This window comes from Bacillus piscicola (assembly GCF_022458745.1).
Lineage (GTDB): Bacteria > Bacillota > Bacilli > Bacillales > Marinococcaceae > Alteribacillus_A > Alteribacillus_A piscicola.
In genome coordinates this window covers 137,801-160,040 of the sequence record NZ_JAJJJF010000004.1, presented here as the reverse complement: position 1 = coordinate 160,040, position 22,240 = coordinate 137,801, and the positions used below count along the sequence as shown (strand labels likewise).

23 protein-coding genes are annotated in these 22,240 nt (G+C 45.5%); 13 read left to right on the top strand and 10 right to left on the bottom strand.

The genetic code is table 11. The features are described 5' to 3' along the window. Positions 1 to 9 precede the first annotated feature (9 nt). The 3 genes from LOR49_RS09455 to rlmH all read left to right on the top strand — a co-directional run bounded on the left by LOR49_RS09455 (position 10) and on the right by rlmH (position 2,870). Positions 10 to 804, top strand: a complete 795-nt coding sequence (locus LOR49_RS09455; RefSeq protein ID WP_240376287.1) for an MBL fold metallo-hydrolase — start codon at positions 10 to 12, stop codon at positions 802 to 804. A gap of 179 nt (positions 805 to 983) precedes the next feature. Further along, a complete protein-coding gene (locus LOR49_RS09450) occupies positions 984 to 2,222 on the top strand; it encodes a S1C family serine protease (RefSeq protein ID WP_240376286.1) in 1,239 nt (412 codons plus the stop codon). 168 nt (positions 2,223 to 2,390) lie between these two features. Continuing rightward, positions 2,391 to 2,870 (top strand): 23S rRNA (pseudouridine(1915)-N(3))-methyltransferase RlmH, encoded by a 480-nt coding sequence (gene rlmH / locus LOR49_RS09445; RefSeq protein WP_240376285.1) that lies wholly within the window; start codon positions 2,391 to 2,393, stop codon positions 2,868 to 2,870. Positions 2,871 to 2,891: 21 nt separating this feature from the next. On the opposite strand, the gene gltC is transcribed toward rlmH, so the two are convergent. After that, positions 2,892 to 3,797 (bottom strand): glutamate biosynthesis transcriptional regulator GltC, encoded by a 906-nt coding sequence (gltC, locus tag LOR49_RS09440; RefSeq protein ID WP_240376284.1) that lies wholly within the window; start codon positions 3,795 to 3,797, stop codon positions 2,892 to 2,894. A 195-nt stretch (positions 3,798 to 3,992) separates the two neighbouring features. Here gltC and gdhA point away from each other — a divergent pair, with 195 nt between their 5' ends. Further along, the gene (gene gdhA, locus LOR49_RS09435; RefSeq protein WP_240376282.1) at positions 3,993 to 5,375 is read left to right on the top strand and encodes an NADP-specific glutamate dehydrogenase; all 1,383 of its coding nucleotides are present in this window, start codon (positions 3,993 to 3,995) and stop codon (positions 5,373 to 5,375) included. 67 nt (positions 5,376 to 5,442) lie between these two features. Here gdhA and LOR49_RS09430 read toward each other — a convergent pair whose 3' ends face one another. After that, complete coding sequence (locus tag LOR49_RS09430; RefSeq protein WP_240376281.1) at positions 5,443 to 6,033, bottom strand: DedA family protein; 591 nt, start codon at positions 6,031 to 6,033, stop codon at positions 5,443 to 5,445. A gap of 177 nt (positions 6,034 to 6,210) precedes the next feature. On the opposite strand from LOR49_RS09430, the gene LOR49_RS09425 reads away from it, so the two are divergent. Beyond that, positions 6,211 to 6,984 (top strand): inositol monophosphatase family protein, encoded by a 774-nt coding sequence (locus tag LOR49_RS09425; protein ID WP_240376280.1) that lies wholly within the window; start codon positions 6,211 to 6,213, stop codon positions 6,982 to 6,984. A 59-nt stretch (positions 6,985 to 7,043) separates the two neighbouring features. Here LOR49_RS09425 and LOR49_RS09420 read toward each other — a convergent pair whose 3' ends face one another. Beyond that, a complete protein-coding gene (locus LOR49_RS09420) occupies positions 7,044 to 7,364 on the bottom strand; it encodes a DUF4190 domain-containing protein (protein WP_240376279.1) in 321 nt (106 codons plus the stop codon). Between the two features lie 81 nt (positions 7,365 to 7,445). Here LOR49_RS09420 and LOR49_RS09415 point away from each other — a divergent pair, with 81 nt between their 5' ends. The 5 genes from LOR49_RS09415 (at position 7,446) to LOR49_RS09395 (ending at position 10,113) form a co-directional block, all read left to right on the top strand. Next, positions 7,446 to 8,120, top strand: a complete 675-nt coding sequence (locus LOR49_RS09415; protein ID WP_240376278.1) for a uracil-DNA glycosylase — start codon at positions 7,446 to 7,448, stop codon at positions 8,118 to 8,120. Positions 8,121 to 8,191: 71 nt separating this feature from the next. After that, a complete protein-coding gene (locus LOR49_RS09410; protein WP_420830422.1) occupies positions 8,192 to 9,028 on the top strand; it encodes an aldo/keto reductase in 837 nt (278 codons plus the stop codon). An 85-nt stretch (positions 9,029 to 9,113) separates the two neighbouring features. After that, the gene (locus LOR49_RS09405) at positions 9,114 to 9,296 is read left to right on the top strand and encodes a hypothetical protein (protein ID WP_240376277.1); all 183 of its coding nucleotides are present in this window, start codon (positions 9,114 to 9,116) and stop codon (positions 9,294 to 9,296) included. Positions 9,297 to 9,436: 140 nt separating this feature from the next. Continuing rightward, a complete protein-coding gene (locus LOR49_RS09400; protein ID WP_240376276.1) occupies positions 9,437 to 9,718 on the top strand; it encodes a DUF5327 family protein in 282 nt (93 codons plus the stop codon). 23 nt (positions 9,719 to 9,741) lie between these two features. Then, positions 9,742 to 10,113: a DUF423 domain-containing protein gene (locus tag LOR49_RS09395; RefSeq protein ID WP_240376275.1), complete on the top strand. Its 372-nt coding sequence runs from the start codon at positions 9,742 to 9,744 to the stop codon at positions 10,111 to 10,113. Positions 10,114 to 10,721: 608 nt separating this feature from the next. On the opposite strand, the gene LOR49_RS09390 is transcribed toward LOR49_RS09395, so the two are convergent. The 6 genes from LOR49_RS09390 to LOR49_RS09365 form a co-directional block, all read right to left on the bottom strand. After that, the gene (locus tag LOR49_RS09390; protein ID WP_240376273.1) at positions 10,722 to 11,540 is read right to left on the bottom strand and encodes a DUF368 domain-containing protein; all 819 of its coding nucleotides are present in this window, start codon (positions 11,538 to 11,540) and stop codon (positions 10,722 to 10,724) included. 380 nt (positions 11,541 to 11,920) lie between these two features. Beyond that, positions 11,921 to 14,083, bottom strand: coding sequence for an ATP-dependent Clp protease ATP-binding subunit (locus LOR49_RS09385; protein ID WP_240376271.1), 2,163 nt, complete (start codon positions 14,081 to 14,083; stop codon positions 11,921 to 11,923). A gap of 377 nt (positions 14,084 to 14,460) precedes the next feature. Next, positions 14,461 to 14,853: a spore coat protein GerQ gene (gene gerQ, locus LOR49_RS09380; protein ID WP_240376269.1), complete on the bottom strand. Its 393-nt coding sequence runs from the start codon at positions 14,851 to 14,853 to the stop codon at positions 14,461 to 14,463. Positions 14,854 to 14,871: 18 nt separating this feature from the next. Next, positions 14,872 to 15,294: a cell wall hydrolase gene (locus LOR49_RS09375; RefSeq protein WP_240376268.1), complete on the bottom strand. Its 423-nt coding sequence runs from the start codon at positions 15,292 to 15,294 to the stop codon at positions 14,872 to 14,874. A gap of 140 nt (positions 15,295 to 15,434) precedes the next feature. Next, the gene (gene hemQ, locus LOR49_RS09370; protein ID WP_240376267.1) at positions 15,435 to 16,184 is read right to left on the bottom strand and encodes a hydrogen peroxide-dependent heme synthase; all 750 of its coding nucleotides are present in this window, start codon (positions 16,182 to 16,184) and stop codon (positions 15,435 to 15,437) included. An 85-nt stretch (positions 16,185 to 16,269) separates the two neighbouring features. After that, complete coding sequence (locus LOR49_RS09365) at positions 16,270 to 17,022, bottom strand: enoyl-CoA hydratase/isomerase family protein (RefSeq protein ID WP_240376266.1); 753 nt, start codon at positions 17,020 to 17,022, stop codon at positions 16,270 to 16,272. 194 nt (positions 17,023 to 17,216) lie between these two features. Between LOR49_RS09365 and pta the strand changes: the two genes are divergently transcribed. Continuing rightward, positions 17,217 to 18,203 (top strand): phosphate acetyltransferase, encoded by a 987-nt coding sequence (gene pta, locus LOR49_RS09360; RefSeq protein ID WP_240376265.1) that lies wholly within the window; start codon positions 17,217 to 17,219, stop codon positions 18,201 to 18,203. A 62-nt stretch (positions 18,204 to 18,265) separates the two neighbouring features. Here pta and LOR49_RS09355 read toward each other — a convergent pair whose 3' ends face one another. Beyond that, entirely contained in the window at positions 18,266 to 19,108 is an 843-nt protein-coding gene (locus LOR49_RS09355; RefSeq protein ID WP_240376264.1) for a lipoate--protein ligase family protein, read from the bottom strand. A gap of 139 nt (positions 19,109 to 19,247) precedes the next feature. Here LOR49_RS09355 and LOR49_RS09350 point away from each other — a divergent pair, with 139 nt between their 5' ends. Both LOR49_RS09350 and LOR49_RS09345 read left to right on the top strand, forming a co-directional pair. Beyond that, complete coding sequence (locus tag LOR49_RS09350) at positions 19,248 to 20,480, top strand: dicarboxylate/amino acid:cation symporter (RefSeq protein ID WP_240376263.1); 1,233 nt, start codon at positions 19,248 to 19,250, stop codon at positions 20,478 to 20,480. Positions 20,481 to 20,531: 51 nt separating this feature from the next. Then, positions 20,532 to 21,851 carry an HD domain-containing protein gene (locus LOR49_RS09345; protein ID WP_240376373.1) on the top strand — a complete coding sequence of 440 codons (1,320 nt, stop codon included), beginning with the start codon at positions 20,532 to 20,534 and terminating at the stop codon, positions 21,849 to 21,851. Positions 21,852 to 22,240 lie beyond the last annotated feature (389 nt).

Here is a 22,240-nt window from a genome sequence, read left to right as displayed (position 1 = left end):
AGACCGGTTATGGCATTAACATTCAGTGTGCTTGCAAGCGGCAGTACGGGGAACGCTGTTTATGTAGAAACGGAACAAAAAAGACTGTTGATTGATGCGGGACTAAGCGGTAAAAAGATGGAGGGGCTGCTGCAACAAATCGCGCGCAGCCCCAAAGAACTGGACGGCATACTCGTTACTCATGAACATAGCGACCATATTAAAGGAGTCGGGGTGTTGGCGAGAAAGTACAGTCTTCCGGTGTACGCGAACGAAAAGACATGGGCAGCAATGGAAAACAATCTCGGCACGCTTCAAAGCGACCAGAAGTTCACGTTTGCCCGTGGGTCGGTCCAAACATTCGGAGATCTCGATGTTGAATCATTCGGAGTCTCCCATGATGCGGCTGACCCGATGTTCTTTGTTTTTCATCACGAAGGCAAAAAACTAACATTGGCTACGGACATGGGCTATGTCAGCGAGCAGATTAAAGGCGTCATCCGCAATTCGGATATGTACATTTTTGAGTCTAATCATGATATGAATATGTTGCGGATGGGACGCTATCCATGGAGTGTGAAACGAAGAATTTTAGGAGACTCCGGCCACGTATCCAATGATGACGCCGCCGCCGCGTTAACTGAAGTAGTAGGAGAGCGAACGACTCGCGTCTATTTAGCCCATTTAAGTAAGGATAATAATATGAAGGAGCTTGCTCGTATGACCGTGTCTCAAATTCTTGAGGAACATGATTCAGGGGTTGGTCACACGTTTCATCTGTTCGATACCGATCCGTGTGAAGCCACACCGCTTACGGTGCTCTAATAGAAGAATGTTTAAAAGCGGGTGACAGAGGGCAATATATAACGCAGGGATTACGACTTTATGCTTTTAGCTGGACGTATTTGTCAGTTTTTCCTTAAAATAAGAACAGATACACTCTGACAGCTGAGATATCGCTTTTTTTGTTACTTACAAAATCTGGGCAGAAAGGGTCGGAGCTTATGGGTTATTACGATGATCATATGCAGAGTGAGCGCACTCGCTCGAAAAAGAATCGCCGGCGCACCGGGTTAGCGGGTTTAATTGGTGCAGTAGTCGGGGCACTGATTGTTATGTTAGCGGTGCCGTTCTTAACCGATGCTGGTCTGTTCTCCAATGCGGCTGGGGAAGAGGAAGGCACAAACACGAACACGAACGAAAACCCTACAGAAAACAAGGCGGACGGGAGCGAACAGACCGTAAATGTGACGGTGAATTCCGACGTAACCGAAGCCGTCGATAAAGTTTCCAATGCGGTTGTTGGTGTCTTTAATTTACAGGAAACAGAATTTTGGCAGGAAGAAGGAGCGGTCGTTAATAAAGGGACCGGTTCCGGTGTGATTTACAAAGTCGAAGGAGATTCTGCTTTTATTGTGACGAATCATCATGTTATTGACGGGGCAAGTCAAGTGGAAATCAGCTTGGCCAATGAAAACCGTATTGAAGCAGAAATCGTCGGTTCTGATGTGTTGACGGATTTAGCGGTTCTTCGCATTGATGCAAAACATGTTGATACAGTTGCTGAAATCGGTGACTCCGATTCACTGCGTGTCGGGGAGCCGGCGCTTGCTATCGGGAACCCGCTCGGCACGAATCTTTCCCACACGGTCACGAAAGGAATCATCAGTGCAACCGAGCGCAGCATCCCGGTTGATTTAACAGGGGACGGTACACCGGACTGGAATGCGGAAGTACTGCAAACCGATGCTGCGATTAATCCGGGGAACAGCGGTGGTGCGCTTGTAAATATAAAAGGGCAGTTAATCGGTATTAATTCGATGAAAATTGCCCAATCAGCAGTAGAAGGTATTGGTTTTGCAATCCCGACCTCTGTAGCGATCCCCGTCATTCATGATTTAGAGGAAAAAGGGGAAGTGGAACGACCGCAGATGGGCGTGGGAATTCGCTCCTTATCTGAAATTCCAAGTTACCACTGGCAGGAAACATTAAAGCTTCCAGCTGACGTGGAGAGCGGTGTTTTCATTACAAATGTTGTAACTGGAAGCCCTGCCGCGAATGCAGGTCTCAAACAGTATGACGTCATTACCGCTGTAGATGGTAAGGAAATTGCAGATGGCCATGACTTAAGAAAGTATTTGTATACGGAAGTGAAAATAGGCGACACCATTAAAGTCACCTATTACCGGGAAGGAAAGAAACAGAGTACGGACCTGAAATTAACAGCTCAGCAAGATTTCTAATTGTGGACAACCTTCGAAGGGAGAAGACTCTTCGAAGGTTTTTTCATGGGACAGGAAGTTATTAACAATCTGTGGATAAACATGTGGATTGTTAGTAGCACGCGGCTGAATTCACAGTGTGGATAATGAACATAAACAAAACATGTGTATAACAGGAAGGGAGACAAGATGAATATCACGATCGTAACCGTTGGAAAATTAAAAGAAAAATATTTAAAGCAGGCAGTCGATGAATATAAAAAAAGGATGCAGCCGTTCACAACGATCGAAATAAAAGAAATGACCGATGAGAAAATCCCGGAACGAGCAAGTCACCAACAGATGGAACAGGTGAAACAAAAAGAGGGAAAAAAGATCCTCGAAAAAGTGCAAGACAATATGTATGTCGTTGCCCTTGATCCTCATGGAAAAATGCTCTCTTCCGAGGAATTAGCAGCAAAAATCGATTATTTGGCTCTTCATGGGAAAAGTAAACTGGCGTTTGTGATTGGCGGCTCTCTTGGATTGCACACAAGTGTCCTGCAGCGAGCGGATTTTACCTGGTCTTTTTCCGCGTTGACCTTTCCCCATCAGCTCATGCGCGTCATGCTGATGGAACAAGTATACCGCGCCTTTCAAATAAACCGCGGAACACCTTACCACAAGTGAACAAGGGGAGAGGTGTTCTCATTAGTTTTGGAATTTGTCCAGTGTCACAAAGAGATCTTTTAAAAATTGGTGGAAGACCTTTTCCGTCGGTAATAGCTCCCTTTCACTTGGTACGATAACTCCAACCGTACGTGTTACTTCCGGTTCGGTGACACGAATTTTTACCGTGGAACGGGGAATGTTATCCATTAAGGTGATTTCCGGAATAAGGGTGACCCCCAGACCGGCGGATACCAAGCCTTTTATTGCATCGATGTCTTCTCCTTCAAAAGAAACTTCCGGTTGAAAGCCGAGCTGTTGGCAGGCTTCCATTATGATTTGGCGCAAAACGTATCCCTGAGGGAATAAAACAAAAGCATCCTCACGCAGTTGACTTAAATGGATAGCGCTGTTGTCAGCGAGCGGATGATCTGCGGGAAGTAAGGCAACCATGTTCTCAGAGAATAAAATGCTACCGTTAATTTTTTTCTCGTGATGAGGGACCGGGCCGAGAAGTGCCATATCGATCTCCCCTTTAATAACATCATTGATCAAATTGTGATATGAGTTTTGCTTAAGGCTAAATTTCACTTGCGGGTAGCGCTCTCGAAAAGCAGACACGACTGTTGGGAGAATATGAGCTGCCAGACTACTTGGAAAGCCAATGTGTATCGTTCCGCGGTCAGGATCGGCATATTCCTTCACTTCACGAAGGGCATTATCAATGACGCGTACCGCTTGTTCCATATGTTCTAGAAATACTTTCCCAATGGGAGTTAATTTCACACTTCTCCCTTCACGGATAAATAAATCTACACCAAGCTCGGCCTCCAAGTTGAATATTTGCCTGCTAACAGCAGATTGGGCGACATGAAGCTCTAAGGCAGCCTCCGTCACATGTTCGCGTTTTGCAACCTCGATAAAATAATAAATCTGTCTTAGCTCCATTAGCTGCACCCCGGTTCTTTTTTATTTAATTCGTACATAAAATATGTGTTGTGTGTATTCATCTCATTTTAGCATTAATCTTATCTGTTTTTCATATTGCTTAGATGATTCATACACTATAAAATTAAAGTATTGAAATGGAGATAAAAGTAAGCTATAATGCCATGCCTATTTTAAAGGAGTTTGATAAATACGATGATGACTTTAGAAAAAACCAAACACACCCATTTACAAAAAGCAGAAGAATATGTACGGGATGTTTTTGAAACTGTAAAAGAGCGTAATGCTCATGAAACGGAATTTATTCAGGCAGTAAAAGAAGTTTTTGATTCCTTAGTTCCCGTTTTAGCCAAACATCCAAAATATATAGAACAAAACATTTTAGAAAGAATTGTGGAGCCGGAACGGCTGCTCTCTTTCCGTGTGTCCTGGGTGGATGACCACGGTAAAGTGCAAGTGAACCGCGGTTATCGTGTTCAATTTAACAGTGCAATCGGCCCATACAAAGGCGGACTGCGTTTTCATCCAACTGTTACGGCGAGTGTGGTGAAATTCTTAGGATTCGAACAGATCTTTAAGAACTCGTTAACGGGACAGCCGATTGGCGGCGGTAAAGGCGGTTCTGATTTTGATCCTAAAGGGAAGTCAGACGGAGAGATTATGCGTTTTACACAGAGCTTTATGACAGAACTGTGGAAACATATCGGTCCGGACGTCGATGTTCCTGCGGGTGACATTGGGGTTGGTGCCCGCGAAATTGGTTATATGTTCGGCCAATATAAGAAGCTGAAGGGCGCTTATGAAGCAGGTGTGCTGACAGGAAAAGGCGTCGGTGTCGGTGGAAGTTTAGCCCGTACAGAAGCGACTGGTTATGGCACGGTCTATTTCATGGAGGAAATGCTGAAGAGCCGTGGGCTGAGCTTTGACGGCCAGACGGTAGTCGTTTCTGGATCAGGGAACGTGTCTATATACGCTATTGAAAAAGCGACCGAATTAGGCGCTACGGTGGTAGCATGCAGTGACTCAGATGGGTACATTTACGACAAAGAAGGTATCAATCTCGATACCTTGAAAAAAATAAAAGAAGCTGGAAATGAACGGATTTCTGAATATGTAAAAGAGCATCCGCATGCGGAATATACGGAAGATGGCTCTGGTATCTGGTCTATCCCTTGCGACGTGGCGCTTCCTTGCGCGACGCAAAATGAGATTGGGGAACCTTCTGCAAAATTGCTAGTAGCAAATGGCGTGAAAGCTGTCGGGGAAGGTGCCAATATGCCATCAACATTGGAAGCCATTGACACCTTCCTTAACAATGACATTTTGTTTGGGCCGGCCAAAGCAGCGAATGCCGGCGGTGTAGCGGTATCCGCATTTGAAATGGCACAAAACAGTTCTAGAGTTCCGTGGACGTTTGAAGAAGTGGATGCAAAATTACACGAAACCATGAAAAATATTTATCAAAACAGTGTTAACGCTGCGGAAGAGTATGGGTTTGCGAATAATTTAGTCGTTGGCGCCAATATCGCCGGTTTCATCAAAGTTGCCGATGCGATGATCGCACAAGGTGTCATTTAAGACGGCCTGCATAAAAAGGACCGGCTCCTTCACGGAGACCGGTTTTTTTTGTGGGCAATGTCATAGACTATTTATCTGCTCGGCTGCTTGTTTGATAGTGCTTTTTTCGTTTCCATCTGTAAAAAAGGTACGAGACGATGAGGATGACAATCAGAGCACTAATCGCATATTGAATGTTTTGAAACCACGTATAGACGGCTTCGATGTTTCCGATGCTTCCAAGGTAAAACATCAATAGCGCAATCGGGAGGATTCCGATAAAAGTAAAAAAACCGTACGTAAGTGGTGTTATCCGATAAAAAGCAGCGACATACACGATATACCCCATCCCTAGAATCCGGCCGGCAGTGATCGTCCACTCCTTGTATTTCTTCATAAAAGTAATCATTTGTTTGGCACCGGCTTTACTCATGCGGTTTTGCAACAGATGGTCGTAGCGTAGTGCAAGACCGTAAGGGATAAATGCGACAGCTGTGTAGCAGGCAGCGGCACCGACACTAAGTATGACGAAACCCCATCCCCCCGGGTCAAGGATATATCCGTAGACAAGTATCACAATGGCAGCAGGGAATGGCAGGGACATTGCCTCTATAGATATACCTAAAAACAAGCCGACTACTCCTACATTTTTTAATATGTCCAGTATAAAAGGTAGCATGAGGTTTCTCCGTTTCTAATAACAAACGATGTCATTCTGTAAGAGCAAAAAATAATATCCTAACTCTTTACCCTTGTTTTTAAAAAAATAATCATCGGAGGAACATTTTTGTATGAACAGGGGAAATTAGATACGATAGAGAAGCTAGTGTACAGGAAAGAAAGGGTGGATAGACAGATGGATGAATGGAAGGACATGCTGAGAGCTGCGAAGGAGTGGGCAGAGGAGGCGGGCAAGTATCAATTAGAGCGAGCTGAAGCACCGCTTGTGATGACGAGCAAAACCTCCGCCATTGATTTGGTTACGGAGATGGACGTATGGACCGAGAAATACGTAACTGAAAAAATTCGCGAAGTGTACCCCGATCATTATTTAAAGACAGAGGAAAGTGGGAATTATGATGGGGATTCAGATTACGAATGGGTCATCGATCCCATTGACGGCACAGTCAATTATGCGAAAGGACTACCCTTTTTCTGTATTTCGATCGGAATTCGCTATCAGGGAGAAACGGTTGCCGGGCTTGTGCATGCCCCGAAGCTTCGGGAAACATACGAAGCTGTCAAAGGCGAGGGGGCTTATATGAATGGAAAGTCCTTGCGTGTATCCGATACATCCGCTTTTAACAAAGCCGTTATTGGTACCGGGTTCCCGTACGATAAGGGGGTGGACGCCGATAATAACATAACATACATAAATAAGGTGATTCCGAAAGTCGGCGGGATTCGTAGATTAGGGAGCGCGGCATTAGATCTATGCCAAGTGGCCATTGGACGGCTGGATGGCTATTGGGAGTTGAAATTAAACGACTGGGACGTAGAGGCAGGCCTGCTCATCGTCGAAGAAGCCGGCGGCAGGACATACGTAAAAGAGGAAGAAAAAGGACTATTTGTGCTCAGTGCCAATAAGGCTCTCTTTTCAGAGTTAAGACAAATAATCGGCCGTGAGTAAGAGAAGTGGACGCGAATGGAAGGACCGAAATGTTTCACGTGAAACATTTCGGTCGTTCGTTACATGTTTCCCGCATCCATAAATAGCGCGAAGCCAATGACGAACAAAATAATAAGGAATAGAGACAGCATGATGCCAGTGGAACTGCAGACAATGCCGGCAATGGCCATGCCGCGTCCGCTCTGTCCCGTCCGTTTCACTTCTTTCATCGCCATGATTCCAAAAATGAGCCCGACGATACCAAAGAGGGGGCTGAGAAAGAAGATCAGAAAGATACAAACAACGGAAAGGATACCAAGGACGAGAGAAGTGATCGCTTTTCCATTCGTTGTGACTGGTTGAGCTGGGTTGTTTTCATTGTATGTATGATTTTCATCCATTACGTTTCACCTCTTTTCAAGAAAGGTATTATAACATATATACTAGTTTATCATGGTCATTATGCAAACAGGGGGGCTGAAATGGGAATTATAACGAATGATTGGGAGCCGCGAATAGGGAAAGAATTTCAGAAAGAGTACTATGTGAAGCTAAGAAATTTCTTAAAAAGAGAATACGAGGAGCATACGATTTACCCTCCCATGTGTGATATTTTTAATGCGCTTCACTATACTACATATGAACGGACAAAAGTGGTCATTCTCGGGCAAGACCCGTACCATGGTGCTGGTCAAGCACATGGTTTAAGTTTTTCCGTGCAGCCGGGGGTGAAAATACCGCCTTCCTTGCAAAATATTTATAAAGAGTTACAGGCTGATTTGGACGTCCCCACACCCGAGCACGGCTGCTTAACGAGTTGGGCAGAGGAAGGGGTGCTGCTCTTAAATACCGTATTAACAGTAAGAGCGGGTGAAGCTCATTCGCACAAAGGAATCGGCTGGGAGTATTTTACGAATGAAGTCATTCGGCAAGTGAACGAGAAAAAAGATCCGGTTGTCTTTATTTTATGGGGAAAGCATGCACAGGCAAAGGAGCAATTCGTAACGGCCTCCCATCATTTTATTATTAAATCTCCACATCCTAGTCCGTTTTCTGCCCATAAAGGCTTTTTTGGAAGTCGGCCGTTTTCACGAACGAATGCCTTTTTGAAAACCATCGGCCGCCCTCCAGTTGATTGGCGCATACCGGCGATTTAGGAAATAGAAAAGAGAAATAGCTTGTTGATGCAAGCCCGCCTGAAAGTAACTTATAAAGGAGCGATGAATGAGTGAGTACGATTCAAACAGCTACGGTAAAATTGGCAAACGGGGTAGACATGCCTTGGCTTGGCCTTGGTGTGTATAAGGCTGAAGCAGGAGATGAAGCGAAACAAGCGGTCCAAACAGCCCTTGAAGCCGGGTACCGCAGCATTGATACAGCTTCCATCTATCAGAACGAAGAAAGCGTAGGCGCCGCAATCAAGGAAAGCGGAATACCACGAGAAGATCTGTTTTTGACGACCAAAGTGTGGAACGATGAACAGGGATTTCAGAATACGATCGAAGCGTTTGAACGTTCCCGTCAGAAACTGGGGGTCGATGTGATTGATTTGTATTTAATTCATTGGCCCAAACCAGGTATCTATAAGGAGACATGGGGTGCCCTTGAGAAACTGTATAAAGACGGAAAAGTACGCGCCATCGGTGTCAGTAACTTTACAGAAGCACACTTAGAGAACGTAATGAAAGACGCAGATGTGAAACCAATGGTCAATCAAGTAGAGTTTCACCCGCGACTCTTTCAAAAAGACTTGCAATCGTTTTGTGAAAACCATGGCATTCAGCTGGAAGCGTGGCGCCCACTCGGCAAAGGGGATCTTATCGAAAATGACGTTGTTCAGCGTGTGGCGGAAAAGCATCAGAAAACACCAGCCCAGGTTCTCATTCGCTGGTGTTATGAACATAAAGTCGTCACGATTCCAAAGTCGGTAACCCCGGAACGCATCCGAACCAACGCAGAGATATTTGACTTTACGCTTGATGCTGAGGATTTGCAGGCGATGAACGGCTTACATGACAATAAGCGGTACGGTCCTCATCCGGATGAGTTTCCTTACGAGCAGTAAGGGTTACAAATATGTGACATTTTAGGCACCTTCGTTTAAAGATCAGGTTGAGCGGGAAAATTCTCTACACATGGAGGTGTTAAGAATGGCATATATCATGATTGACGATATGCAAATCCCCGCCACAAAGTTTGAGGAGGAAACAGCAGCGAAACAAGAAGCATCTGATAAAGAACTTGTTGTAAAAGATAACGAAGGACAATATTGGGTGATAGATGAAGAAAGTTATCCGAAAGTGGAGGCGTTTGGCTATTCCATTGTTAAATAAACGAGAACACCGAACAAGCATGGACCGGCAGATAAAGAAAAGCGGTCCATGCTTTATTTGTGTTGGGACCTCTCGATAACGGAGCGGAAAACGGTATGGTATAATGCAGACAAGCAAAGCTTAAACTGGCAGGTGAAAAAATGAATATTTCTGCTCGCGCCGTTGTAGAAAAGATGGAGGAAGAGCTGCTGCAGCTGGCGGGACAACTTGACTCCCGTGACACAGCTGCTGTAAAAGAGCATGCCCGTGTCCTAAAGGCTTATTGTGATTTGTTGCTTGCTACGGAAAAGGAAGCCGGCGACAAACCAACACAACAAGCGCTGGACAAGGTTGCTCCGGTTTCGGTACCAGAGAGCAGTTCGACATCCGCTGTACCAAAAAGAGAAATACCGTCAACAGGCGGAAATTTACTTGAATTTTAGAGGAAAGAAGCAGGTGGACTAACATGTGGAAAGTATTCGTCATAATAGGTGCCTTGAATGCTGCCGCTGCGGTCGGATTCGGAGCCTTTGGGGCACACGGCTTAGAAGGGAAACTATCAGAGCGCCTGATGGATGTCTACCAGACCGCCGTTCAATACCAAACGATGCACGCACTCGGATTACTGGCGATTGGATTAATTGCTGCTTATGCCGGAAGTTCTGCTTCCCTGTCCTGGGCAGGCTGGCTGCTATTCGCCGGTATTCTCATTTTTTCTGGTAGTCTTTATACGATGGCATTTACCGGCATCTCTTGGCTCGGTGCGATCACACCGATCGGAGGCGTCGCTTTTATAATCGGTTGGATCATGGTGGTTATCTCTGTTATAAAAGCATAAAAGTATTGGAAACAACGCACTGCTCACCGACGAGGCTGGTGCGTTGTTTCTTTGTAATGTAGTGAGACAGCTTTAAAAACAATTTTGTTCGCTTTGTTTTGAGATTATCGCGGTGGTCCAATTAGCAGGATGTCAATTTCCCACTTGCCTTACCGTGACAAAACACGGATAACCACAGGCACAGGGAAATAACGGGTCATAGAGACAGAATGCCGTCGTGAAAAAGAGGATTCGGGAAAATAGCGACGTCATAGGCACGGTATGCTGTCGTGAAAAAGAGGATTCGGGAAAATAGCGACGTCATAGGGCAGTATGCCGTCGTGAAAAAGAGTATTCGAGAAAATAGCGACGTCACAGGGCAGTATGCCGTCGTGAAAAAGAGTATACAAGAAAATAGCGACGTCATAGGCACAGTATGCCGTCGTGAAAAAGAGGATTCGGAAAAATAACGACGTCATAGGCACGGTATGCCGTCGTGAAAAAGAGGATTCGGGAAAATAGCGACGTCATAGGCACAGTATGCCGTCGTGAAAAAGAGGATTCGGAAAAATAACGACGTCATAGGGGTAGAATGACGTCGTCAAAATGCAGTGAAGTGAGGAGAGGTCTTAATTTTCTTCAATCTTGCCTAAAATCATTGCAATCGCGAGGCCAGCCAAAAAGGTCACGGCACTAATGGTCACTAGGGAAGCATCCGCGGGAATACCGGGGAATATGACAAACAGTGATCCAAAAAGAAGACCGCTCATCACAGCGTAAATACCCGTGGGATGGGAACGCAGCAGATAATGCAAAAACTTACTCATCACTACAATACCAACTACCACTCCAACACCAACAGTCAGGAGAATGCCAAAATTTAAAGAAGAAACAGCCTGCAGAATTGTGTCATAAACGCCGAGAAGTAGTAAAACGAATGAACCGCTAATTCCCGGCAAAATCATGGCGGAGCTTGCTACCCACCCGGCAAGAAAAAGAAACATATAGTCAGAAGCTGATAAAGTGGTGATGGCCTGGCCTGTTTCTTCCGCTCGAAAAACGCCGGAGAGAATGATGACCGCAGCGGCTGCGGTAAAAATAATGTAATGATAACCTTGGAATTGTCGTTTATAGTCTGCTTTTCGCAATAAAAAAGGGATGGTCCCTAAGATGAGTCCGATAAAAAAGAAGAATGTGGGCTGGGGGTAATCCGCAAGCAGCCATTTCAACAAATTGCTGAGACTGAAGATGGCAATTCCCATACCAACAGCGAGCGGGATAAGAAATCCGAGCTGTTCCTTCCATTTTCGGCTGAAAAATTCATTAATGGTTTTGATAAGACGATCATAAATCCCCAATACTAAAGCAATTGTACCTCCGCTTACCCCAGGGACAAGGTCGCTTGCTCCCATTGCTAAGCCGCGTAAAATGTTTTTCCATTCTAACATGAGATAACTCCTTCATCTTTTTCAATTTCTTAAAAACGTCTCTTACTCTTTATATCATTATTAGCTTTTGAGCGCTATGGGCTGTCTTATTCATATGTATTCAAGCAGAGAAAATGACCGGTTCAGCGGATAAGCAGGCTATTCCTGGATCTTTCTTGAAGGATGGATACTTTGTGCTTGAGCGTGGATATTACTCACATAAGTCTGGATATCAACGCTCGAAGTCTGGATACTACTCTCATAGATCTGGATACCAATAATCAAAGTCTGGATTTTTCATAAAAACCCTCGGATTTCCATTGTATTTGGGCCAGGAGCGATGGATGATTCACAACATAAAAAATCCCAAAAACCGGGGAAGCCGGCTTTTGGGATGCGTGTTATTCAGCTTTGCTGACAGTGATATCGTTATTTTTGACGGTTACGTCTACCTTATTCATGTTCTCTTCTTCGAGCATCAAATCGGCGATGCCATCTTCTACTTTTTCTTCGATTACGCGGCGCAAAGGTCTGGCACCGAAAGCGGGATCGTAGCCTTGTTCTGCGAGCAGGGCTTTTGCTTCGTCGCTCACCGTGAGAACAATGTCTTGTTCCTTCGCTGCTTTCACAATATCTGCTAGCATTAAGTCTACAATTTTCACGAGATCTTTTTTCTCTAATTCTTTAAATTGAATGATACCGTCGAAACGGTTTAAAAATTCGGGGCGGAAGTAATCGGAAAGCGTATCGAGCACGCTTGGTTCGACAGTATCTTTATCTCCGAAACCGACCGTTACTTTTTTTATAGCGGAACCGGCATTGGATGTCATAATGAGGACCGTATCTTTAAAGCTGACGGTACGTCCCTGACTGTCTGTTAAGCGTCCGTCTTCCATGATTTGCAGGAACATATGCTGCACATCGGGGTGTGCTTTTTCAATTTCATCTAACAGAATAATGCTATATGGCTTGCGGCGGACTTTTTCTGTCAGTTGTCCGGCTTCTTCATGACCGACATATCCTGGCGGTGAACCGATGAGTTTGGATACAGAATGTTTCTCCATGTATTCACTCATGTCAAGCCGGATCATCGCCTCACTGTCTCCAAACATTTCTCTGGCCAGTGATTTGGAAAGCTCTGTTTTACCTACACCGGTAGGTCCGACAAATAAGAACGATCCGATTGGCCGGGTGCCTCGACGCAAGCCAGCACGGTTTCGACGGATGGCTTTTGTCACTTTTTCAACGGCTTCTTCCTGTCCAATAACATTAGCACGCAGGCGCTCTGGGAGATCTTTCATTTTTTGCTGCTCATCTTTTTGAAGACGGCGTACCGGAATGCCTGTTTTATTTTCCACGATTTCCTGAATGGTTTCTACTTCCACCAGTGGCTGTTTACGTGAACGATTTTGATTTAGCGCGTCGTCGAGTTGTTCTTGAAGCTTTACTTCTTCATCGCGTAACCTGGCAGCTTGCTCATAGTCTTCTTGCTGTGTTGCTTTTTCTTTTTCGAGTGCAATCTGTTCAAGGCGGCGTTGAATTTCATTGTCATCGTTTTCGCTGTGTGCCAAGTTGATTCGGGAGCCGGCTTCATCCATGAGATCAATGGCTTTATCGGGGAGATAACGATCTTGGACGTAACGGTTAGATAATTGCACACAGGCTTCCAGTGCTTCATCGGTAAATGTCACTTGGTGGTACTGTTCATAGTTATGACGCAGTCCTTTCAAAATAGCCAACGTATCATCAAGGTTCGGTTCTTCGACGGTGACTGGTTGGAATCTCCGTTCGAGTGCTGCATCTTTTTCGATTTTACGGTACTCGGCGAGGGTAGTGGCTCCAATCACTTGAATTTCTCCGCGGGCGAGTGCCGGTTTCATAATATTCCCGGCATCGGAAGAACCTTCGGCGGAGCCGGCACCAACAATTTGGTGAATTTCGTCAATAAAAACGATAACATTCTTGCGTTCTTGCATTTCTTTTAAAAGCTGCTTCATACGTTCTTCAAACTGACCGCGAACTCCTGTATTTGCCACAAGAGAAGAGACATCAAGAAGGTAAATATCTTTATCTTTTAGCTTGTTTGGTACTTTACCTTCTTGAATGCGGCGGGCAAGCCCTTCCGCAATTGCCGTCTTACCAACACCTGGTTCTCCGATTAATACCGGATTATTTTTGTTGCGGCGGTTTAACGTTTCAATGACGCGTTCGACTTCTTTGTCACGTCCGATTACCGGGTCAATCATGCCGGCGCGGGCAGCATCAGAGAGATTTTTCCCAAGATCATCCAACAACCCGCCGCCTCCACGGCCGCCGTGCTGGGTTTGAGCTTGTCCTCCTTGCTGTTCGGCTGCTCCCATTTGTGGTGTCATCATGTTTTTAAACATTTGATCAAAAGCTGAAAAGTGATTTCCGTACCCGCCAAAACCAGACGGCTGTTTTATTTCATTATGAATTTTTTGGTAGCACACGTCACATAAGAACATCTTCTGGCGTTGGCCGTTAATATTCATGTTTAACTCAATACGAGCTTGTCGTACGTTGCAATTGTCACATTTTCTCATATCGAATTTCCTCCTATAATGGGAATGGTTTGTTTTTATACTCATCTCTGTAATAGTTGGGTGCTGTGAAACGTTTTTTGACTTTGACTATTTTTGACCTTGTAACTGTATTATACATTGACCTTTTTTGACTTTCAAGCAAAAGGTATAATTTTAATTAGTTTTTTTTGCGAGGAACGGGAACCTAACAATTTGAAAGGAGAGCCTGTCAGAAGTGTTTAATGTGTAGAGGGGACTATTTCCGATTACAAGTAGACTTAAACATGGGGACCGTGAGGCAGGGGGTACGAAAGTCAAAAAGATAGATAAAAAAAGAAGCCTGGAATACTGCCAGGCTTCTTTTGAGACTACTTTTTTGCGAAAGTACGATCCTCCAATCAGCGCGGCGGGTATTGTGATAAATAGGGGGAGTTTCCTGCCTCAAACGGGTAATCATAATCAATGGATTCCTCGAACACAACATAATCAAGATAAACCATTAAAAGTAAATACCAGCGTCCTCTTTCTTCGTCCCGTAACACAATGTGGTCGCGGCCAGCTTCATCAATGATACCGGTAAAAACCTGCGACTGGTTGTTGGAATTACCTTCAAAGGTCATGTAGACATTTGCCCGTTTACCAAGGTTTAACCTCAAAATATTTTCGATATACGATTGCTCGATGGGTGGTATTCCACCAGGCTGGGGTTGGTTCACACCGGGATTTACTGGTTGTTGTGTCGGCTGCTGCTGAACGGGATATCCCCCGTAATAAGGATAATAATTGTACATATCCTTCCTCCTCTTCTGTTAATAAACTTCAGGACAGTTTCCATACGCAGGCGCAAAAAAACAATGAGCTTTGTAACGCCCGACGTTAGGCTGGTTAAACCACTGTGCCGGACAATCTCCACTCGGACGAAAGAACCAAAGGGAATGTTCTGCTGGGTTAAAGCGCTCACCTTGTATCAAGCGCCGTGCGAGCTTGATCTCTTTGCTGCGGGCCCGCTGATAAAAATAACTTTTTTGGACGGCTTCGAATCCACCTGGTGATTGGTAAACCATCTGCGGGATCGTGCGTATATCTTTAAAATCCATGCATGCAGCCCGGGCCCGATTAACCATGACATTACCTGCCACCAGCATCCCCAGTGTCCCGTCTCCTTCAGCTTCCGCTCTCATCAGCCGTGCGAGCATCTTGATGTCTTCTTCTTTAGCCGGTACGACGGCCATTCTTATCACCCACCACCCAATTCTGTATAGAAACATTCACACACTAATCAGTGTATGTTTAAGAAAAAGCCCATATGATTAAAAAACAAAAAGAACACAGTGTCTGCCTGAGCAGTGCTGTGTTCTTGAGATAAGGGTTGTTACATATGCAGATAGGCTTCCACTTTTTCTGGCTGCAGAATATTGCCTACGTAAAATGGACCAAACTCTCCGTAGCGGGCGGACACTTCATCAAAGCGCATCTCGTAGACGAGCTTCTTAAATTGGAGCGCCTCATGGGCAAAGAGGGTGACGCCCCATTCCCAATCATCGAGGCCGGTGGAGCCGGTAATGATCTGTTTTACTTTGCCGGCATATTTTCGTCCGACCATGCCATGCGCCCGCATTAATTCACGGCGCTCTTTCATCGGCAGGGAATACCAATTGTCCTGTCCTTCCCGCTTTTTATCCATTGGATAGAAGCAAATGTGATTCCACTTCGGCAACTTCGGATAAATGCGCTCCCGGATTTGGGGGTTCTCTGTTGGATCGCTGCCGTCTTCCGGAGGAACGTAATTACCAAGCTCTACAATCGAAACATAGGAATAAGCGGGCATCATGTAGTCTGCAATACGTAATTTGTTAAAGGCGTTCTCTACCTCATTCAAATCCTCTAATGTTGGGCGCAACACCATCATCAGAATATCAGCCTTTTGACCGACAACCGTGTAAAGTGCGTGGCTGCCTTCCTCCGCATCTTCTACTTGTTGCCAGGATTCTACCATATTCACAAATTCATGAATCATACTTTGACGATCTTCACTAGGCACTTGTTTCCAAGTTGTCCAATCGATCTTCCGCAAGTCATGAAGGCAGTACCAGCCATCTAATGTTTGCGATGCTTCACTCATTATGTATCACTCCTCATTATTCTTCCTTTACTATATCACATGTCAACAGGCGCTCGAAAGGGAGCGTCCCTTAGGCAGAGACGCTTTATTCTTTATTAAGGAATTTTTCCATCGCTTCTATATGATTCTCGCTTCCACCTGCCTGGCTCTGTGCTTGTACTTCCATCTCCAGTACGTCAGGAAGGCTTTTCTCAAAACCTTCTTTCATGTTTTGTGTCATTAATCCAAACGCTTGGAGCGGGACATCCGTCAAGGAATGGGCAAATTCATCGGGATTGCCGATTTTCGTAATTAAATTGAGGCGGTAAGCTTCTTCGGCAGAAATCATATTCCCAAGTGAGAGTTCCATCGCTTTACTGAGACCGACGAGACGAGGAAGAAAGTACGAAGCCCCGGCGTCTGGAACAAGGCCGTATTTCAGCGAATCAAAGCCCATCTTCGTGTCATATTCTGCTACTCGAAAATCGCACGCAAGCGCAATACTTAAACCGGAACCCCGAGTGATCCCATTCAAATAAGCAATAGTCGGTTTTTGGATATCGGCAATCAAAAAGATAAGCCGGTTATACGTTTCTCGCAAGTACAGGCCGTAATCAAACGTCTCAGCCTGCTCTTCTTGGATGCTGTTTAAGTCGATCCCCGTGCAAAACGAATCCCCGGATCCTTGTAAAATAATGACCTTCACTTCATCATCACTGTTCGCTTCATTAAAGCAGTCAAACAGCTCGTTATGCATCGCCGTGTCTAAAGCGTTTTGGACGTGGGGACGGCTTAACGTAATTCGGGCAATACCTTCCTTTTTCTCAAATAAGACGTTTTCTTGTATAATAACAGTCAACTCCTTTTTTCAAAGCTCTACATGCTTGTCCTCATGCAAAACAAAATCGTGCTTCCATGACAAAAGTATAGCATACGTTTCACGTGAAACAGACGGATTCCGTGGAGCGGAAGGATATTGTTTAAACTTCCTATAAAAACGAGTATAATTTTTCTAGAAGAAAGAGACAACTTAAATGATAAGGAGGAAGGATTTTGGGCGATTTATTTGAAGTCATGACAGAACAAGTGAAACGTGAATACCCTTCCATTGTTTTTCCTGAAGGGGAGGATGAACGAATTATTCAAGCAGCCGCCCGGCTTTCAACAGAAGAAATTCTTAAACCTATTATGATCGGCTCTCCGGAAAACATACGAAAGCAGGCGGAAATGCTTGGTGTTTCACTGGACCACGTCGTCATCCATGATCCGCAGTCGTATGATGCGTTTCCTGAGATGGTACGTGCTTTTGCTCAGCGCCGCAATGGCAAAGAGACGGAAGCAAGTGCCGAGGAGAAGCTACATACCCCGAATTATTTTGGTACCATGCTCGTTTATTTAGGACTTGCTGATGGGTTAGTAAGCGGTGCAGCACATTCAACCGGGGACACCGTGCGGCCGGCTCTCCAGATTATAAAAACAAAGCCCGGCATTCAAAAAACGTCTGGTGTATTTATTATGGTGAAGGAAGAGGAAAAGCTCGTGTTTGCAGATTGTGCGATTAATATTTCTCCGAGTGCCGGGGACCTGGCGGAAATTGCGATTGCAACGGCTGATACAGCCCAAGCCTTTGACATTGATCCTAAAATTGCGATGTTGAGCTTCTCCACAAAAGGGTCGGCCCAGTCGCCGGAGACAGAAAAAGCAGCTGACGCGACAGCCACTGTGCAACAGGAACGTCCGGATCTCTTGATCGACGGTGAATTCCAATTTGACGCGGCTTACGTTCCTGAAGTGGCTGCTAAAAAAGCTCCTGATTCACCACTTAAAGGAGAAGCAAATGTGTTTATATTCCCAAGCTTGGAATCCGGGAATATCGGTTATAAACTGGTACAGCGGCTTGGCGGATATGATGCGGTCGGTCCGATTTTGCAAGGGTTGAATAAGCCTGTCAACGACTTATCACGCGGCTGCAGTACAGAAGATGTATACAAGCTTGCCCTTATCACAGCGAAACAGGCAATCACGAACAAAACAAATTAAGTAGACAAGTGGGAAAAAGCCGAGAGCGGGTCGATTGACCTGATCCCGGCTTTCTTACGTTTTTAAGAGCGCGTGACATCGAGCGCTTTATTGTTTCGCTCGATAACGCGTTGGTACAAATAATCAAAGCGGTGCAGCTCTTCATTCGTCAGGGAGGATGGCTGCAACACAGCCCCTTGGCTTTGCATTGTTGTGAGCAGTCGGTACAGAATATGTTGGATCGTGATCTCTCTTCCGTACAACTCAGACAAGGATGCCATAACCTCAGGCTGAATGCGCGGCCACTCAAAGCGCACCGGACCGCCTTGCACGGCACGTTCGTAAAAGTGCTGCAGAAGTCTGGCCCGGTCCGAACCGCTTCCAGATACCGCTAAATAAATTTGTACCGCGACCCCGCCGCGGATCCGGCGCTGCGAGATACCCGCGAATTTCTGCCCGCCAATGCTGAGATCATAGTTTCCCGGGCAATAAGATCCTTTGATTTCATATGCCTCGATAGGGCCCGGTGCATCGGCCAGTAAAAGTTGGACTATTTTCCACATAAAATCATAGCCGCGGTTGATGGAAAAAGACTTGTTTTCTTTAAAAATGAATGATAAATTGAAAACGCCTTTATCTAAGATGACAGCAAGTCCGCCTGAGTTGCGGACAAGCACTTGATAGTTTTCTGATTCTACGTATTTTATCCCCTTATGGACAGAGGGAAGGCGGCTGTCTTGAATACCAAGCATCACCGTTTGCGGATGCACCCATGCCCGCATAACCGGGTGTGAAGTATCTTCACCTGTGCTTGTGCAAAATGTATCATCGAGTGCAAAAGACTGCAGGGGATTAAATTGCAAACCTGAGCTTGAATGATCAATCCATCGCCATACTTTGTCTGCAAGCATTGCTGTAATATCCATGCACGTTATCTCCCGTCTACACGTATAGAACTTACTAAAAAGTATAGCACGAAATAAGGTTGGTTAGCACTGTAGAAAAAGGGGAATAAATCTTGGAACAGGGAAGACTACTATAGAAAGAAAGGAGCAGAACGATGAGATGGAGAATTTGACGAGAAAAATACTAATTGCTTTAGTACTCGGTGTCATTGCAGGTCTTCTGCTGAATTTTGTCTCAGACACCGTGTTTGTTTTCTTAGACACATATATTCTCACTCCGGTTGGTCAATTGTTTCTTAATTTGATCAAGATGCTCGTTGTGCCAATCGTGTTTATTTCCATCGCACTCGGAGCTGCGGGTTTAAAGGACCCGGCGCAAATGGGAAGGATTGGTGGAAAAACGATCGGTTTTTACATTGTGACAACCGTGATCGCTCTTGTCATCGGTCTTAGTCTCGCCTTTTTTATTCGGCCGGGACACGAAGGGATATTTGACACGACAAATGCTGAATTTAATGCCGAAGAAGCACCACCTATCATGGAAACGCTAATGAATATTATTCCGGATAATCCGGTAAGTGCCCTGGCGAATGCTGATATGCTGCAAATCATTGTGGTTGCACTGCTCTTTGGGATTGCACTTGCCAAGCTGGGAGAGAAGACAGCAGGTCTGCACAAACTTCTCGAACAAGGTAATGACGTCATGATGTTCCTTGTGAATTTTGTGATGTACACGGCGCCGTACGGAGCTTTTGCCTTAATTGCCTCCGCTGTTGGGGATGCGGGTGTCCAAGGTCTCGGCCAGATGCTTATGTACATGCTGACGATTATTGCCGGTCTTTTGCTTCACGCAGCTTTAACCTACAGTTTAGCGATTAAACTTCTGGGACGTGCAAGCCCGTATCATTTTTTCAAAAACTTTTTCCCGGCTATTACGGTCGGATTCAGTACATCAAGCTCAAGCGGGACATTGCCGATTTCGATGCGTACTGCCCAAGAACGGCTTGGTGTCAGTAAGTCTGTCAGTAGTTTCGTTCAGCCGCTCGGAGCGACTATTAACATGGACGGGACGGCTATTATGCAGGCAGTAGCAACGATGTTCATCGCTCAGGTGTACGGAGTAGAACTTGGCTTTTCCCAGCTCGTGATGGTCGTCTTAACCGCAACGCTTGCTAGTATCGGGACCGCTGGTGTTCCGGGCGTTGGTTTAATTATGCTGACGATGGTATTGCAGCAGGTGGGCCTCCCGGTGGAAGGGATTGCGTTAATCCTCGGGGTCGACCGTATTTTAGACATGCTGCGTACCGCACTGAATATTACCGGTGATGCGGCTTGTGCTTATATTGTCGACCGATCCGAGAAAAAGAAAAGCGGCACACTCGAGAAAGGATGACCGAGTTGGTATAATAAAGGCACCATGTGGAGAGGGGAGCGGATGGTCACGATGACAAGAGGCAATCGCACGCTGGAAGAGGAGAAAGTGTTCAAAGACCCGGTACATCGCTATATCCACGTTCGCGATGAATTAATCTGGGAGTTAATCGGAACGAAAGAATTTCAGCGGCTGCGCCGAATCCGTCAGCTCGGCACAACCTTCTTAACGTTTCACGGAGCCGAGCATACCCGTTTTAACCATTCACTCGGTGTCTATGAGATAACCCGGCGGATCATTGATGTTTTTACCGGCCGGCCGTTCTGGAGAGACGATGACCGCCTGCTCTGTTTGAGTGCGGCGCTTCTCCATGATATCGGCCACGGTCCCTTCTCTCATTCGTTTGAAAAAGTGTTTGATACTGATCATGAATGGTGGACACGTAAAATTATTGTTGGGAATACCGAGGTAAACGAGGTGTTGCGGCGCATAGGGGATGACTTCCCGCAGCAGGTTGCCGACGTGATTGAGAAGACACACCCAAACAAGCTGGTAGTCAGCATGATTTCCAGCCAGATTGATGCCGACCGTATGGATTACTTACAGCGGGATGCCTTCTATACAGGCGTAAGCTACGGTCATTTCGATATGGAAAGAATTCTTCGGGTGATGCGTCCAACAGAAGAACAAGCTGTGATAAAATATACAGGGATGCACGCTGTCGAAGATTACATCATGAGCCGCTACCAAATGTACTGGCAAGTGTATTTTCATCCTGTTACCCGCAGCGCGGAAGTGATTTTAAGCAAGATTCTTCAGCGTGTGAAAGCACTCCGAAATTGCCGTTATCCGTTTAAACAGCCCCCTTCTCATTTTGAGGGGTTTTTCAACGAAGAACTCTCACTGGATACATATTTACAGCTGGATGAATCCGTCATTCTATACTATTTTCACATGTGGGAAGAAGAAGAGGATGCGATATTGAAAGATTTGTGCGGTCGTTTTATGAACCGGCGCTTATTTAAGTATGTGGAGTTTGACCAGCACTTTGTGATGAATGAGTGGCTGCGTTTGCAGGAATTGTTTCAAAAAGCAGGCAAGGATCCGGATTACTATCTTGTAATTGATTCGTCATCCGACCTGCCGTATGATTTTTACCGGCCGGGAGAAGAAGAAGAGCGGATCCCCATCCACCTGCTGATGCCGGACAACAAATTACGCGAGCTTTCCCGCGAATCAGACATTGTCGAAGCGATATCAGGGAAAAAACGAACAGACCACAAACTATACTATCCAGCGGAATGGCTCGACACACCAGGACACGAACAGGAAAAACAACAAATTAAAGACATCCTGCACGCCCACCCCGGGAAAATAGAAACAGAGTTTTGACATCATGAGTCATCTGATTTTTTCTGTGGTTTTTCTTTAAAACAATCTTTAAGTTGAGATAGGAAATACGAACATTTATATAAAAACTGTCTAATCAATCGTTAATCAAGTACACGTATAACTTGATTGTAACGGAAGGCGGCGACTCCAGCGGGAAAAGCATAAGCCTTGAGACCCCGCAGGTAGCGGGATTAAGGTTCAAAGGCTATAGACGCCACGTCCTGTGGCAACGCCTTTGTGACCAACATCGTGTTGGCCTGAGGAGGGCTCAAGCCATGCCCGCGGAAAGCGTCCGCCTGCAGTGGAAATCAACTTTTCTATGCTGTGTCTAAATTATTCAATTTTGTGGTAACTTCTACTAAGAACGTGAACGTGGCACTTTTGACTGA